The 15140-nt window shown below is 59.5% G+C and carries 13 protein-coding genes; 3 read left to right on the top strand and 10 right to left on the bottom strand.

Translation table 11 applies throughout. From position 1 onward, the window contains the following. Positions 1 to 69: 69 nt before the first annotated feature. The 7 genes from SBC1_RS02875 to SBC1_RS02845 all read right to left on the bottom strand — a co-directional run bounded on the left by SBC1_RS02875 (position 70) and on the right by SBC1_RS02845 (position 9896). Positions 70 to 1827, bottom strand: coding sequence for an IS1634 family transposase (locus SBC1_RS02875; RefSeq protein ID WP_165987231.1), 1758 nt, complete (start codon positions 1825 to 1827; stop codon positions 70 to 72). A gap of 41 nt (positions 1828 to 1868) precedes the next feature. Further along, on the bottom strand, positions 1869 to 2444 hold the full coding sequence (locus SBC1_RS02870) for a LysR family transcriptional regulator (protein ID WP_165987229.1): 576 nt from the start codon (positions 2442 to 2444) through the stop codon (positions 1869 to 1871). Between the two features lie 145 nt (positions 2445 to 2589). Continuing rightward, positions 2590 to 3645, bottom strand: coding sequence for a porin (locus SBC1_RS02865; protein WP_243830267.1), 1056 nt, complete (start codon positions 3643 to 3645; stop codon positions 2590 to 2592). 503 nt (positions 3646 to 4148) lie between these two features. Next, the gene (gene rsmA, locus SBC1_RS02860) at positions 4149 to 4961 is read right to left on the bottom strand and encodes a 16S rRNA (adenine(1518)-N(6)/adenine(1519)-N(6))-dimethyltransferase RsmA (protein ID WP_089163065.1); all 813 of its coding nucleotides are present in this window, start codon (positions 4959 to 4961) and stop codon (positions 4149 to 4151) included. A gap of 61 nt (positions 4962 to 5022) precedes the next feature. Further along, the gene (pdxA, locus tag SBC1_RS02855; protein ID WP_165987225.1) at positions 5023 to 6027 is read right to left on the bottom strand and encodes a 4-hydroxythreonine-4-phosphate dehydrogenase PdxA; all 1005 of its coding nucleotides are present in this window, start codon (positions 6025 to 6027) and stop codon (positions 5023 to 5025) included. A gap of 14 nt (positions 6028 to 6041) precedes the next feature. After that, positions 6042 to 7412, bottom strand: coding sequence for a peptidylprolyl isomerase (locus SBC1_RS02850; protein ID WP_165988782.1), 1371 nt, complete (start codon positions 7410 to 7412; stop codon positions 6042 to 6044). A gap of 105 nt (positions 7413 to 7517) precedes the next feature. After that, positions 7518 to 9896 (bottom strand): LPS-assembly protein LptD, encoded by a 2379-nt coding sequence (locus SBC1_RS02845; RefSeq protein ID WP_165987223.1) that lies wholly within the window; start codon positions 9894 to 9896, stop codon positions 7518 to 7520. 249 nt (positions 9897 to 10145) lie between these two features. On the opposite strand from SBC1_RS02845, the gene SBC1_RS02840 reads away from it, so the two are divergent. After that, positions 10146 to 11177, top strand: coding sequence for an aminoglycoside phosphotransferase family protein (locus SBC1_RS02840; protein ID WP_165987221.1), 1032 nt, complete (start codon positions 10146 to 10148; stop codon positions 11175 to 11177). Between the two features lie 26 nt (positions 11178 to 11203). Further along, positions 11204 to 11896 (top strand): N-acetylmuramate alpha-1-phosphate uridylyltransferase MurU, encoded by a 693-nt coding sequence (gene murU / locus SBC1_RS02835; protein WP_165987219.1) that lies wholly within the window; start codon positions 11204 to 11206, stop codon positions 11894 to 11896. 9 nt (positions 11897 to 11905) lie between these two features. Here murU and SBC1_RS02830 read toward each other — a convergent pair whose 3' ends face one another. Beyond that, complete coding sequence (locus tag SBC1_RS02830) at positions 11906 to 12328, bottom strand: type II toxin-antitoxin system VapC family toxin (RefSeq protein WP_165987217.1); 423 nt, start codon at positions 12326 to 12328, stop codon at positions 11906 to 11908. Continuing rightward, a complete protein-coding gene (locus SBC1_RS02825; protein WP_165086490.1) occupies positions 12325 to 12570 on the bottom strand; it encodes a plasmid stabilization protein in 246 nt (81 codons plus the stop codon). The genes SBC1_RS02830 and SBC1_RS02825 overlap by 4 nt, the downstream gene beginning before the upstream one ends. Before the next feature lie 150 nt (positions 12571 to 12720). Here SBC1_RS02825 and purB point away from each other — a divergent pair, with 150 nt between their 5' ends. Further along, positions 12721 to 14109: an adenylosuccinate lyase gene (gene purB, locus SBC1_RS02820; protein ID WP_165086488.1), complete on the top strand. Its 1389-nt coding sequence runs from the start codon at positions 12721 to 12723 to the stop codon at positions 14107 to 14109. A 65-nt stretch (positions 14110 to 14174) separates the two neighbouring features. Here purB and SBC1_RS02815 read toward each other — a convergent pair whose 3' ends face one another. Continuing rightward, positions 14175 to 15101, bottom strand: coding sequence for an Ig-like domain-containing protein (locus tag SBC1_RS02815; protein ID WP_165987215.1), 927 nt, complete (start codon positions 15099 to 15101; stop codon positions 14175 to 14177). Positions 15102 to 15140 lie beyond the last annotated feature (39 nt).

Genomic DNA, 15140 nt, shown 5'->3' with positions numbered 1-15140 from the left:
TCCGAACTTTAGCCTGGCGCTAACATAAGCTATTGATTTCGCACTGTTATGCGTAGGTGGGGAGAACGGTTACTGGGTACAAGCAGCGTTGACGTTCAGAAGGCGGAAGGCCTTTTCTTGGATTGGCGTGGGCCGAGTGGTCATGATGATCTTGGCGTTTGGATTGAGTGGCGTGTGGCAGACGTTGTACGTGAGCGTAGCCAGATCGTCGAGTAACGTGCGAAAGCTGTGGACCGGCAAGCCATCCTCGGTGAGCTTGGAGGCGTCCTTGGCTTTCGCCTGTTCCGAACGTTGCGCCTTGGCCACTGGCGAAGGCCGGGCCGCGCGCGCTTGCTCGACGTATTCATCGTCAAACAGCATAGGTTTTAACTTCTCGCGCATGTGCCACTCGACGTAGTAAGCGAGCATGCACAGAAAGACATGCGCGCGCACGCGCTCGGCGTTCCAATGGAACACGGGTCGCACTTGCAGATCGACGGTCTTCAGCGAACGGAAGGCCCGCTCCACGACCGCCAGACCCTTGTAGGCCGTCACGGCCGCCTCGGCTGAGAGCGTCGCTGTCGGCAAACTCGTACGCACTACATACAGACCATCAAGCGCAGCCTCCTGCTGGATCTGCTCCGTCTTGCGCTGCCAGCTCAAGCTCGAGTCGGTGATGTTCAACTCGAAGTGCTTGGCCATCTTGAAGTGATTGATGACTCGGCCCACGCGCAAGGCAATCGCCTCGATGCCCTTGAGCCGGTTGCGCACGCGCGTGGTCGCTTCGGCAATCTGGGTCAGTTCCTGTTCGGTGGCCTGCAACAGCGCCTCGCGTTTGCGGGTGCGCTCCTCGGCCAACAGCGGATTACGGCACACTACCAGGCGCTCGCCGGGGAACGCTTCACTCGTCACCTCGAGCAGGTTGCGCTCATCGAACAGCGAGGGCTGGAACGGTCCCTTTTCGCGGGCGAGCGCGGCCATCTGCGGCGCGCGCAGACTGCTCACCCAGTCCAGGCCAGCCGGGCGCAACAGCGTATCGATACGCGCTTGCGTGAGCATGCCCCGGTCGCCCACCCAGGCGAGCTTGTCGATCCCGTAGCGGTCTTTGAGCTTCGCGACCTGGGGCGCCACGGTGGCCGGATCGGCGGTGTTGCCGGCAAAGACCTCAACCGCCACGGGGCATCCCTCAGACGTGCAGATCAGACCGAACACGATCTGGGGATCGTCGCGCTTGCCATCGCGGCTGTAGCCTCGGGCCGCAAGCTCGCAACGGCGTCCGGTCACCCACGTGGAAGTGAGGTCATAGAGCACCAGCGTACTGCCGCCCAGATGCTGCCTGGCAAGCCGCTTCTCGATGCCCTCTTGAGCCTCGCCCAACCAGTCAAGGGCGGCATAGACCTGCTCGAGTTCGACGTCCACGAGGCCAAGCAGGCGCGATAGCGAGTGGGTCGCGCTTTCGTCGCGCAGCATGCGATGGGTGGCGAGCTTGGAGGCGGCCGACACGACCCGCGCCACCAGCAGCGCCATGATCACACTGCGTAGCGGCGCAGGCGCAGGCGCGAACCACTGCTCGGCACCGCAGGCGCGCGCCGCGCCAAGCACGGCGGCCACATGCCCGTGCGGCAGACTGCGTTCGATCACGAAGGCTTCATCGACCGAGGACACGGCGACGCCACCCCGTAGCAGGACCTTCAAGCCTTCGATCACTTCAGTCGGCAGCGACGACAGGTTCGCGAGGGTGCGCTTCTTGACCTTGTTGCCGTCGCGATAGGACTCGCGCAGGAGGATCGCGGGTGGCGAGTTGCGGTTGGGAACGTGTTCGATGTACATGAACACTAAGTAAAGCATATTTAACGCAAAAAGAAAGGTAAAAACATGTATTTACATGGCTACATTTGAATCAAAAAAATAGCCGAGACCCAGTGCTGCGGAGGGTTCCGGCTGATTGACGGGAAAAAGTTCGGACTAGTCAGGCGATGGGTGGAGACATCGGGCGCCGCGGGCGTTTCACGACGATCCACCACCACGAAATCAGCACCCTCCGAGCGCAGGCTTTGCATCAGCACGCTGGCTTCATCGATTTGAACCAATACCTTGGTGGCGGGAAACTGCCGCGCGAGTTCGACCAGCAGATCCGGAAACAGGATGGCGGCGGCATAAGGTCCGAGGCCAATTCTCACCTCGCCCAGAGCGTCGGACCTGATCAGCTCGACGTCGCGAAAGAGGCAGCGCGCTTCGAACAGGACGCGCCGCGCGCGCTCGACCAGCATCCGGCCGGCGGCGGTTGTCACCACGCCGCGTGCCGCGCGATCGAAGAGCTTGATATTGAATTCATCTTCCAGCGCCTGAATACTACGGCTGAGCGCGGGCTGACTCAGATGAACCCGCTCCGCCGCACGCGCGAAACTGCCCTCCTCGGCTAGCGCGACGAGGTGCGTGAGACGCCGCGAATTGATCTCATGCATGATTTAAAACGGAACCCTAAATGATTGATCACTGATTTAGAAGGCGGCTGGTTATACCATTCCGGCTGCCGCAAAGCCGCACATTCGATGCAAGACTTCCGCAAAAGACCGGCAGCATTCCAAGTGAGATGCCACCGGTCCTGGTTCAGAACTTGTGCCGAATCCCGGCCATCACGCCAAGCTGCGTGCTTTTCTGCGCGAGACTGACAGCGTTGACGCCTTGTAACTGCGAGCCGATCAGATCGTTTCTATAGAGTGAATAATCGGTTTCCAGATACACGTCGGTGCGCTTGGAGAGGTCGTAGTCGGCGACCAGTTGAAATTGCCACGCCGAGCCGTCCTGCGGTTGCGTCTTGCCGGCCTGCAGCGTGCGCCACACATTCCCGGCGAAGTGCCACGCCCCGGCTTGCTGCGTAACGCCACCCAGAATCATCCGGCGCTTCTTGAAGTCGGAGTATTTCAGCGCGGCGAGTCCCGGTGCCGCGAACGGTCCGTTGGCGAAGGTGGAGAATCCCTTGTCGTTCTGATTGACGATATAACCCAACGCGAATCGCGTCTTGTCCCATGTGTACGAACCGCCGACGGTCCACGCCTTTGCGTCGCTGCCGTTAATCGAGTCCTTCGTCTCCTTGAACGCGCCACCAAACGTGAATGGGCCGTTCGCCGGTGCGTAGGCTGCTGCCACGCCGCACTGACTGCCGTATGCCATATGGCCGGCGTTGCCGCTGACCGAATAGGCGGTCGAGATGCGGAAGTCCTTGTACTTGCCGTGATACTGGATCTGGTTGCTGCTCCAGATGCCGCCTGTCATGGTGACTTCGGGCTGGAAGTTGAAGTCATAGGGAATCCATGGATTGCTGGAATACCCGCCCATGGTGATGCCTTCAATCATCACGTTGTACTGACGGCCTAACACAACCTCTCCATACGTCGATGACCGCAGCCCGATCTGCGCTTCATTGAAAAACGGCATGGTGGGGTCACTCTGGCCGCTGTTCAGGAAGAAACGGTTTTCGAGCTTGAAGGTGGTCGACCAGCCGCCGCCCAGGTCTTCAACGCCCTTGACGCCCCAGCGGCTCTCGCTCATGCCGCCGGGCCCCATCAGGAAGCGGCCGTTACCCTGGGTGTCGGCGTTGGACAGATAACGCAGGCTCGTGTCGACAACGCCGTAGAGCGTGACACTGGATTGTGCGTGGCTCATTTCGCAGGCGAACGCTGCTGGCAGCAACGCGTAACTCACCTTGCACCATTGTCCCAACCGACCAGATTTTTTAAGTTGTCCCGACCTGTTCATACGTCTCCTCGTGATGTCGTAATGCGACGATCAGGCCCTGCCTGTATCGCCACGAATCAAAGAAGCCGTTGTCATCTCCGATGCACCCGCGTCATGCCGCTAAAGCGGTTGCCCTTTACAAGAGTCTGCTGCGCGTTTGCGCTGCCAATTTGAGACTAACGAGGGGATTAACTCCAGTGCATTCCTTGCATTAAGAGAATGCAGGAGCCGCATGGGAGCAAGAGGGAAAGAGAGGTGGAACTGAGGTCGCGCAGTTCGCATCAGCGAACCCGCAATAGTGAGATAGAAAAGATGAGATGAGTGCCAGCAGGCGCGATAGCAGCCTCATAGAACCGCCGTGGCACGACCGGCGCACACGGATCTGGCAACGGCACGCCGCTATCGAAACCCGCCTGCAGCCTCAGAAGCGACTATTGCGCCGCCTTCACCACCTGCGCCAGTTTCACGAACTCGGCTACGGGCACTTCTTCCGCACGCCGCGAAAGGTCGAACCCAAGCGCATCGAAATCCACGCGATCACGATACACGCCAAGCGTATTGCGCATCATCTTGCGCCGCTGCGAGAACGCCGCGAGCACCACCTCGCCCAGCACCTTGTCGTCCACGTCGGGCAATTCGTTCGGTGCGAAGGGAATCATGCGCACAATGGCGGAATTCACCTTCGGCGGCGGGTTGAACGATTCGGGCGGCACGTCGATGAGCTTATCAATTGCATAGCGGTACTGAAGCATCACCGTCAGCCGGCCAAAATCCTTGTTGCCCGGCTCGGCGATCATCCGGTCCACCACTTCATCCTGCAGCATGAAATGCTGATCGATGACCTTCGGCGCGAATGCGGTCAGGTGAAACAGCAGCGGACTGGAAATGTTGTACGGCAGGTTCCCCACAATCCGGAGCGAAGGCTTCTCGCCTTCCAGCGCGAGCGAACCAAAGTCGAATGCGAGGGCATCGCCGGCATGCAGCGCCAGCAGATTGCCAAACCGCTTCTCAAGCCGTCCGATCAAGTCGCGATCCAGTTCCACCGCGTGCAACGGCGACTCCGGCGTGGAGAGCCGTTCGATCAGCGGCGCAGTGAGCGCGGCAAGACCCGGCCCGATTTCGACCATGCGTTCGCCGCGCTTGGGCGCGATGGTATCGACGATCGAATCAATGACGCCTTGATCGACGAGGAAGTTCTGCCCGAAGCGCTTGCGCGCGAAGTGGCCCTGGTGCTTGATGGACATCGGAGGAACCGATTAAAACCGCAATGAAAGGGAAACAGACAAGGAATCAGGCCGCGCGGAATCAGGTTGCGCGACGATGGCGCACCATGGCAACGGCTGTATCGATAGCCACAATCAGGCTGCCCGGATCGGCGCGGCCGGTGCCGGCCAGATCGAGCGCAGTGCCATGATCGACCGACGTGCGGATGATCGGCAAGCCGAGCGTGATGTTGATGCCTTCACCGAACGTGGCAAATTTCAGGACCGGCAAACCTTGGTCGTGGAACATGGCGAGCACGCAGTCGGCGTCTTTGAGATAACGCGGCTGGAACAACGTATCTGCCGAATACGGACCGGGAGCGTCAATACCGAGGGCACGAGCTTGCAGCAGCGCAGGCGTGATGACATCGATTTCCTCGCGGCCCAGGTAACCGTTTTCGCCCGCATGCGGGTTGAGCCCGGTCACCAGGATGCGCGGCTTCTGCAGACCGAACAGCGCTTTCAGATCGCGATCGATAATGCTCAGCGTCTCGACAATGCCATCTACCGTCAACGCCGCCGACACATCTTTCAGCGGCAGGTGGGTGGTAGCGAGCGCTACGCGCAGCGGCCGGTCGCCCATGCCCGCGAGCATCATGACAACGCGCGGCGTATGGGTGCGTTCAGCGAGATATTCGGTATGGCCGGTGAACGGAACGCCGGCATCGTTGATGGTGCTTTTCTGAAGCGGCGCGGTGACGATAGCGTCGAAACGCCCGCTCACCGCCCCGTCTATGGCCGCGTCGAGCAGAGCGAGCACGTAACGCCCATTAGCGGCATTCAGCTTGCCTGCGATAACGGGCACGCTCAGCGCATGATGCTCGATTTCGATTGCCGCGCCCGTTGTTGAAAGCCACGGCGATGAACCCGCGCGCTCAGCCATTAGCTCACGGTCGCCAAGTACCGTAAACCGCACCGACGGCCAGCGCTGCGCAGCTTCAGCGAGCGCCGCCACCGTCAATTCAGGCCCCACGCCCGCCGGTTCCCCAGTGGTAATGGCTATCGACAATGGAGACACTGGCGACAGTGGGCGGCTCGCGGCGTTCATCTCGCGAAGCCTGCTTACTGGTTCAGCGCTTGCTGAGCTGCAACACCCTTGTACTGCACATAGGCGGTGTCGCGCAGTTCACGCAGCCAGTCGGAATACGCTTGCTCGGCCTTGCGCTGACCAATCGCCTGACGTGCCGTGTCCAGTTGCTGCTGCACCGAGCCTTCCGCGTCGCGGCGTCCGAGCACCTGAATCAAGTGATAACCGTACTCACTGCGAACCGGGTCGCTGACCTGACCGTCTTTCAGGTTATTCATGGCACGCTCGAATTCCGGCACGGTTTCACCCGGGCTGATCCAGCCAAGATCGCCACCCTGCGACGCTGAACCGTCCTGCGAATAGGTCCGCGCGAAGTTGGCGAAATCACCGCCCTTCTCTACGTCGCTCTTGATATCCAGCAGCTTCTGACGTGCGGCCGCTTCGGACACGCCGTCGGCTACGCGCAGCAAGATGTGCCGGACGTGGGTTTGCACGAGCTTGGGCGCATCGGCGGCCTGCCCTTGACCTACGCGGCGCTCCACCAGCTTGATGATCTCAAACCCGCCAGCGGTGCGAATCAGTTGCGGATTCACCTCGTTCGGACGGAGCGTTGCGACTGCGGTCACAATGTCCGCCGGCAACGAAGCCTGCGTGCGGAAACCGAGATCGCCGCCCTTGGCCGCGTCGGTATCCTGCGTATTGTTCTTCGCCAGCTTGCTAAAATCCGTTCCGCTTTGCGCATCTTTCAGCACGGCTTCGGCCTTGGCCTGGATAGCGGCAATGTCAGCCTGCGACGCGTTGTCCGGCACCTTGAACATGATGTGCTGAAGATGCAGGTCGTTCGACTGGCGGGCGTTCGGTCCACGCTGGCTCGCAACGTAGTTGGCCACTTCGCCGTCCGACACCGTGATCTTGCTGTCCACCTCTTTCTCACGCAGTTTCGACAGCGTCAGCTCGGTGCGGGCATCGCGTTGGAAGGTCGTCCAGGGCACCCCTTGCGCCTCAATGCGCGCACGGTACACAGGCAACGTCATGTTGTTTTGCTGCGCGAGGCGCTCGAGCGTGCGTTGCACGGTGGCGTCGTCAACGTTGATGTTGTCTTCCTTCGCCTTCTGCAACTGGATGCGCTCAATCACCATCTGGTCGAGCACCTGACGCTGCAACTGATCCGCAGGGGGAACCGGCGCGTTCTGCTGTTGCAGGCGGCGCACGATCAGACCCGTGCGGTCGGCGAGTTCACGTTCCGTGATGACGTCGTTGTTCACCACCGCGACGACGGAGTCCGCAATCTGCGCGCCGCCCGCCGTGGTCGTGGGCGACAGCGCCTGAGCGTGCGCCACCGGACCGGCCAGTAAAGCTACGGCGAAAACACCTGCCGCGAACATTGCGCACTTCAACTTAATCATGTTTGACACAGATACTCCATCGATTGCGGCCGGTGACCGACCCTATTGCCTGTTGCACTGTTGCCTACGGCGTACCGCATACACCCCGGGACACACTCCGCACGCTCATTCGTAATTCGTGTAACGCGCGAGCGGTGCTGGCGGCGGCGGTGGCGGCGTGTAGCCGTTGACGCCGGCGCGGAACGCTGCGGTCAAGCCATTATCGACGTTCGACAAGCCCTTGAACGTCATTTGAGCGAGAACGCGCGTCCCTGCAGTGTTACTTCCGGTGCTAGTGACACCATTTGCGTAACGCTGCAAGCCGATGCCCAACGTCCAGCAGTCGGCATCGTACTGGAAGCCCAGCAGCCCGTCGACGAGACGATGGCCTGCCAGATCGTAGTTCACCCGGGCGACGCTATAAATGTGTCGCGACAATGGCCATTGTGCCGAAACCAGAATCTGGTTGATCGGCGAGGTGGACAGCGTGGTCTCGTTCGCCCGCGTGTACCTGTACCCAATATTGATGACTTCGCGCGCCGCCGGGCTGAACCCGAAACCGATGCTCGAACGCACCAACTGGTTGTTATCGGCATTATATTGGAACGCCGTTTCCTGTGAAAAACCAGCGCCCAGCTTGAAGGACGCGCCCAGGATCAGGTCCGAGTGTTTCGCCTGGTCGAGCGGCTGGCCTTCCGTGATCGTGACGCGCTGCGGCTGGAAATAATACTGCTGCGCAATCACAAAACGTGCGCGTTCGTCGCCCGTTGCCGGGTTGATAAAACGCGAGGTCAGGCCCACCGTCAGACGGTTTGCATCGGCAATACGGTCGTTGCCCGCGTACGTGTTCGGCGTATAGATTTCAGCGAGGCTGAAGTCCGACTGGCCGGTATCGAAAATAGGCGCGAATTCCTGATTACGATACGGCGTGTACACGTAATACAGGCGCGGTTCAAGCGTCTGGATGTAATCCTGCCCGAAGATACGCACCGAGCGGTCGAACACGAGGCCGGTGTCGAAGCTGACCGTGGGAATGGATTCCGACAGGTTCTTCGGCTGTCCCGCGGGCGTGCCGTTCGCCGCACTGCCGATCTCGTTCAAGTCGTACGACGCGAAGTGATACTGCACCTTCGGCGTAACGAAATAACCGGGTCCGGTGACGCTGTAGCTCAGGTACGGATTAAAAACAACGCGCTGGCCTTCCGTGGAGTCCGCGATGGTGGTCGTAAAGCGCGTGTAGTCCGCTTCCGCGCCGTAGTCGAAACCGCCGACGTTGTACTTGTTGTACAGGACGTTCAACTGCGGCTCGCGGGCGTACGGCGCGGTTGCCGGCGGCAGTACCTGCCAGCGCTGCTCGTGCGCGAGAATCGACCACGGCCCGTTGTTGTACGTGACCCCTACTTCCTGCTGATACAGCACCTGCGTACCGTTGATGATCTGGTTCGCGGCGTTGCCAAGATCTTCCGGATACTGATTGTCCGAGACCTTGTTGTAGTTGATGTACGCGCCGAAACCGCCGCCGAAGTTCTGCTGGTGCTGGATGTAGATTGCATAGCGGTTCGTATGCGTCTGCATGTCCTGCGGCAGGAATTCACCGGTGATGGTGCCCGAATAAGTCGGTGACAAATACCGGAACGTCGACTGGATCTGAATGCCGCGCCGCGTCATCAAACGCGGCGTGACCACCAGATCGCGATTCGGCGCGATATTGAAGTAATACGGCACCGATACTTCAAAACCCGTGGTCGAATTCAGCGACACCGTGGGTGGCAAGATGCCGCTGCGCCGTTCGCTGGTCAGCGGGAACGAGAGCCAAGGGCTCGCGAACACCGGTACGCCCTGGAAAAACAGCACGCCGTTATGCGCGACGCCTTCGTTCGCGCCGGTATCGAAGTCGAACGACGTACCCTTGATGTACCAGGCCGGATCCAATTCGCACGAACATGCCGTGTACGTGCCGTGATCCACGCGCGTTTGTTCGTCATCAATCAGGTCCGCGCGCTGCGCGCTGCCCGAACCGTTCGAGAGGTTGAAGCGGTACTTCGGGTTCGTCATGTAACCCTCGTTCGCCTCCACCTTCAAGTGCGCTTCCGGGCCAATGAACGAATTGCCGTTGTTGAAGATCCTGACATGACCGTAAGCATCGGCCATGTCGGTGTCCTGGTCGTAATGCAGCGCATCCGACTTGATCACCGAGACATTGCGGCGCAATTCCGCTGAACCCTTCGCGGCCATGTCCTGGTCGCTCGTGCCCGTGGTGTGGTCGCCCAGCACGAACGTGGCCGGCTGGTCGCCCTGGCGCAGCGGCCGCTCCTGGAGCTGGGGAGCCAACCGCAGGCTCCAGGCGTCACCCAGGGGCTGCGAGTCCGCTGCCGCGCCCGCTAGCTGCGCGTGCGCGAGCGCGGGCATGAGACCGGGCACTGCTATGAGGGCCGCGAACAGCCGCCGCCTGCGTGGCCGCGCTTCGCGCAAGGGAACTGGTTTGGAAAACTGTCGTGGCGGCATGTTTGAGTGCTGTTCAATCGCGTTGCGCCCCGCGCTCGACGAGAGCTTCCGGGCACAGCCACCGGAACTCGCGCCACCGGAGTTGACGGTTCGCTGCGAACGAAAATGAATCTATCGATGGATGGTCGGGCGGTAATCTCGACCAACGGCAGCCTTCATGGCCTGCCAAAGGCTTCGCGCCGGGCGCAAACGGAATGCTTAAAAAAGTCGTGGGGTATTATATGGCAAGACGTTTCACCCCTCGAGTTTATGACGCCCAATCCCCCTGATTTTCGCCTTACCCAGCTTCATGACTGGCTGCAATCCCTGCCCGAGCGGTATCGGCTGGACCTTTCCACGCTTGCCCCTGCTTCCACCGACGCCAGTTTCCGGCGTTATTTTCGATTGGCGAGCCATGCCGGGCTCGAGTTTGGGAAAACGCTGATCGCCGTAGACGCCCCGCCGCCCGAAAAATGCCGCGAGTTCGTGCAGGTGGCCGGGCTGTTGCGCGACGCCGGCGTGCATGTGCCGCAGATCCTGGAAACGGATTTCGACGCTGGTTTCATGCTGGTCACGGACCTGGGCACCACGACCTATCTGTCCGTGCTTGATGAAAAGAACGCGCGGCCGCTGATGCGCGCGGCTATTGATGCGTTGATCAAGTTCCAGGTGACATCGCGGGAAGGCGTGTTGCCTGTGTTCGATGAAGCTTTTCTCCGGCGCGAAATGGAGCTGATGCCCGAGTGGTTCGTGACGCGCCATCTTGGCCACACGCTGGATGCGGCCGAACGCAAGGTTCTCGACGATACATTCAACGTGCTGGTCCAGAGCGCGCTGGCTCAACCGCAGGTCTTCATGCTGCGCGACTTCATGCCGCGCAACTTGATGATCGCCGAGCCGAATCCCGGCGTGCTCGACTTCCAGGACGCGGTGTATGGACCATTAAGCTATGACATTGCGTCGCTGTTGCGCGACGCGTTCATTAGCTGGGAAGAAGAGTTCGAGCTCGACTGCTTCGTGTACTACTGGGAAGGCGCGCGTAAAGCCGGATTGCCGGTCGATGCCGACTTCGGCGAGTTCTACCGGCAGATCGAATGGATGGGGCTGCAGCGCCATATCAAGGTGCTTGGGCTGTTCGCGCGGATTTATCATCGCGATGGCAAGCCGCAGTATCTCGCCGATTTGCCTCGGTTTATTGGCTATGCGCGGAAGGTATCGGAGCGATACAGGCCGTTGCGGCCGTTTGCACGCTTGCTCGATACGCTCGAAGGGCGCGCCGTTGATGTGGGATATACGTTTTGAACGCTTTGAATAGTTTGACCACGGCAATGATTTTTGCCGCCGGGCGCGGCGAGCGCATGCGTCCGCTGACCGACACATGTCCGAAGCCGCTTCTGAAAGTTCGCGGTAAAGCGTTGATCGTTTGGCAGATTGAACGGCTGGCGGCGGCGGGGTTTGAAGTTATTGTGATCAATCACGCGTGGCTTGGGCGCATGCTTCAATCGAATCTCGGCAACGGTTCGCGTTGGGGCGTCGAGATCCGCTACTCGCACGAGATGCATGCGCTGGAGACGGCGGGCGGAATTGCGCAGGCTTTGCCGCTGCTCGAAAAAGACGGCGAAGCGGCCGTGTTTCTGGCAGTCAGCGGCGATGTGTTCTGCGAATTCGACTATGCAAGTTTGCGGGTGCGTGCGCCTGAGATGGCGCTTGCTGCGCAACCGGCGATGCATCTGGTCATGGTGCCGAATCCGCCGTTTCATAAACTTGGGGATTTCGCGCTTGAAGCCAATGGCACGCTCGCTCTCGATGGCGAGCAGCGCTACACGTTCGGCAATATCGGCTTGTACGACACGCGCATGTTCCGCGATCTCGCTCCCAACACACGGCGCGCATTGACGCCGTATTACCAGGAGACCGTCGCAGCCGGACGTGCTACCGGCGAGTTGTATGAAGGGCGATGGGAAAACGTTGGGACGGCAGCGCAGTTGGAAGCGCTGGAGCAGACGCTGCGGGGCAGATAGCAGGAATGGCTACGCGGCAGTCCAGGGGTTGATGACTAAAACGCCCGTTCCTTCGAAGTCCTTGCAGTTTCGCGTCGCGAGCGCTGCGTCGCGGCTGTGACAGATCGCGGCGATCTGTGCGTCGGCGGAACTGATTGGCAGGCCCTGCGCCTCGCGTTCAGCTACAAGCATGGCGTACCGGCGCGCGGAATTATCGTCGAAGGGGAGTATCTTGCCGGCGAGTTCGCCTTCGAGCATAGATTCGATTGCGCCGCGCAGCGCGGATTTGCGTTGGCCATGCGGAAGGCGCGCAACACCGTAAAACAATTCGCCAACCGTGATGGCCGTGGTTTGCAGGTCCTGCATATTCTGGACGTCCAGCCAGGCCAGCACGTTCTCGTCGGGGTTCGCACGCATGAGTTCCGACAAGACGTTCGTGTCCAGAATAATCATTCCGGAAACTCAGCGGCCCGCGGCTGCTCCGTGCGATCCGGCAATGCCAGGCCCTTGTCCGCCAAGCTCGCAAAGCGTTGATGCACGCGGCTGCCGAAACCAGTTGCGTTCGCAGTGCCAGCCAACGCATTTTGCAGGATCACCCGCACCTCCTCTTCCATAGACCGGCCATGCCGCGCCGCTTCGACACGAAGCAAAGCCTTCACTTGCTCGTCCAAATTGCGAATTGTCAGTGTTGCCATCAGGGGACTCCGAATGCTGTCATTGACTGCAATGCTAGCATATAAAGTATGGAATCGTCTGAAGGCGGCGATCGGAATTCGGGTCGCCCGGCACCCGGTTTGCAAATGTTAAAATCCCCCCTTCCCTCTGGCCTTTCTTCGCGGTTGCCCATGTCCGATACCCGTCCCGATACCCTCTTCGCGCTCACCGCGCTGTCGCCGCTCGACGGCCGTTATGCCGCCAAAACCGAAGCGCTCCGGGACTGGTTGTCCGAATCCGCGTTCATGAAGCATCGCGTGAAAGTTGAAATTCATTGGCTGATCGCGCTGTCCCATGCAGGGTTCGATGAAATCCCGCGCTTCTCTGAAGGGTCCGAAAACTTCCTGCTGCAACTCGCCGAGCGCTTCACCGCTCACGACGCCGCGCGGATCAAGGACATTGAAAAGGTCACGAATCACGACGTGAAAGCCGTTGAGTACTGGCTCAAGGAATCCGTCAAAGGTCAGCCGGAACTCGAGCGCGCGAGTGAGTTCATCCACTTTGCGTGCACCTCGGAAGATATCAACAACACGTCGCACGGCATGATGATCGCGGGCGCCCGCGAACACGTACTGTTGCCCGCGCTGCGATCGGTGCACGACCGGTTGGTCAAGCTGGCTCATGCAAATGCCGCGCAGCCCATGCTCTCGCGCACGCACGGGCAACCCGCCAGCCCGACCACGCTTGGGAAGGAAATGGCGAACGTTGCCGCCCGCCTGCAGAACGCCATTGAGCGCATTGCGGAAGTGCCGGTTCTTGCCAAGATGAACGGCGCCGTGGGCAACTTCAACGCGCATCTTTCGGCGTATCCGGAATTCGACTGGGAAGCGTTTTCGGAAGGCGTGATTGAAGACCGGCTGAAACTGACGTTCAATCCATACACCATCCAGATTGAACCGCACGATTACATGGCCGAACTCTTCGATGCCATTTCGCGCGCCAATACCATTCTGCTGGATCTGGATCGCGACATATGGGGTTATATCTCCGTCGGCTATTTCAAGCAGCGGACGAAAGCGGGTGAGATTGGGTCATCGACCATGCCGCATAAGGTCAATCCTATCGACTTCGAGAATTCGGAAGGCAATCTCGGTTTGGCGAATGCATTGCTGCGCCATCTCGCCGATAAACTCCCCATCTCGCGCTGGCAACGTGACCTCACGGATTCAACCGTGTTGCGCAATATTGGCGTGGCGTTCGGCTATTCGCTGCTGTCTTATGACTCGCTGATTCGCGGACTGGACAAGCTGGAAGTGAATGCCGCGCGGCTGAATGAAGATCTCGATAATTGCTGGGAAGTGCTCGCCGAACCGATTCAAACCGTCATGCGCCGGTACGGCGTAGAAAATCCGTACGAGCAGTTGAAGGAATTGACGCGCGGCAAGGGCATTACGCGTGAAGGTTTGCAGACGTTTATTAACGGGCTTGCTATTCCGGATGACGCAAAGAGATTGCTGCTTGAAATGACGCCGGGATCGTATGTGGGGAAAGCCGTGGAGCTGGCACAGCGTATCAAGTGATGCACTTACGCTTCTAGTAGTTGAAAGCCGTTCAAGAATCTTGAACGGCTTTTTTCTATGCCCGATCAATGCATTTCAATTCGCACGGCATGTTCAACCAGCAATTCGGTATTCGCGGTCGAATGCTCAACCACGTTATAAAGAACGCCGCCAACTTCAGCCGTTCCATGATGATGCCAATCGCCTTCGGACAATCCCGCAACGTGCGATGTGGTCAGATCAACGGAATCGCCCTCCTTGCCGTTCACGATCAATTGCCGTTTGCCATCGTCGATAAACAGGTCTTGCTCGCCGAGGCTGAGCACGTCAGCGAGGGACACTTTCAGCGCGTTGTGATGACCGCCCAGGTCGAAGCCAACCACGCTTTGCGTATGTGACGCCGAGGCGTGTTCGGTGAAATTGCTTAGGTTGAGAACCTGGTGATCGCCTAGAAACGAAACCATGTCGAAGCCCTTGCCACTTTCCAGAGGCGCAGATGTTTGACGGACGTAGGCAAGTGGATCACCCGTTGAGTCAACGAGGCCGTGCACAGCCTTGTCCATTCCGCCGCTTCCGGTGTTGTTTGTTGAGGAATGCTGTTTAAAGAGGTTCGGCGGGAAATACGGTACATCGCTGTCAGTGTGGTTGCCGGAGAATGGCAAGGTTTGGTCGGACAATGAAGTTTCGTTGTGGTCCGAGTGCGGACTTCCTGATGTATCGACCGTGACGGAAAAATAACTTGTGGTCGGTCCTGAGCCGAGTTCATTCAGCTGGACAGCGGAGAGATCGTGAATGCCATCAAAAAGCGGACTAGATAATTGCAACGACCAGCTTCCTTGACCATTCGACGTAACTACGCCGAGAAGCGTTGTTCCGTCATATACATCAATGGTCGTAAAAGGATCGGCTTTCCCGGCGATCAGTGGCTTCTCGCTGGTAATCGTGCCGCCGCTCGTCACACCCTGCACGTCAGTAATAACCGCTTGCATGCGAGTGTCAAAGTCAAAAGCCATTGTGCAAATTCCTTTTTAGAGTGAATTGACGTGACGCCT

The organism is Caballeronia sp. SBC1 (genome assembly GCF_011493005.1).
Classification (GTDB): domain Bacteria; phylum Pseudomonadota; class Gammaproteobacteria; order Burkholderiales; family Burkholderiaceae; genus Caballeronia.
The sequence above is the reverse complement of the archived record's forward strand: the minus strand, read 5'-3'. Positions and strand labels throughout refer to the sequence as shown.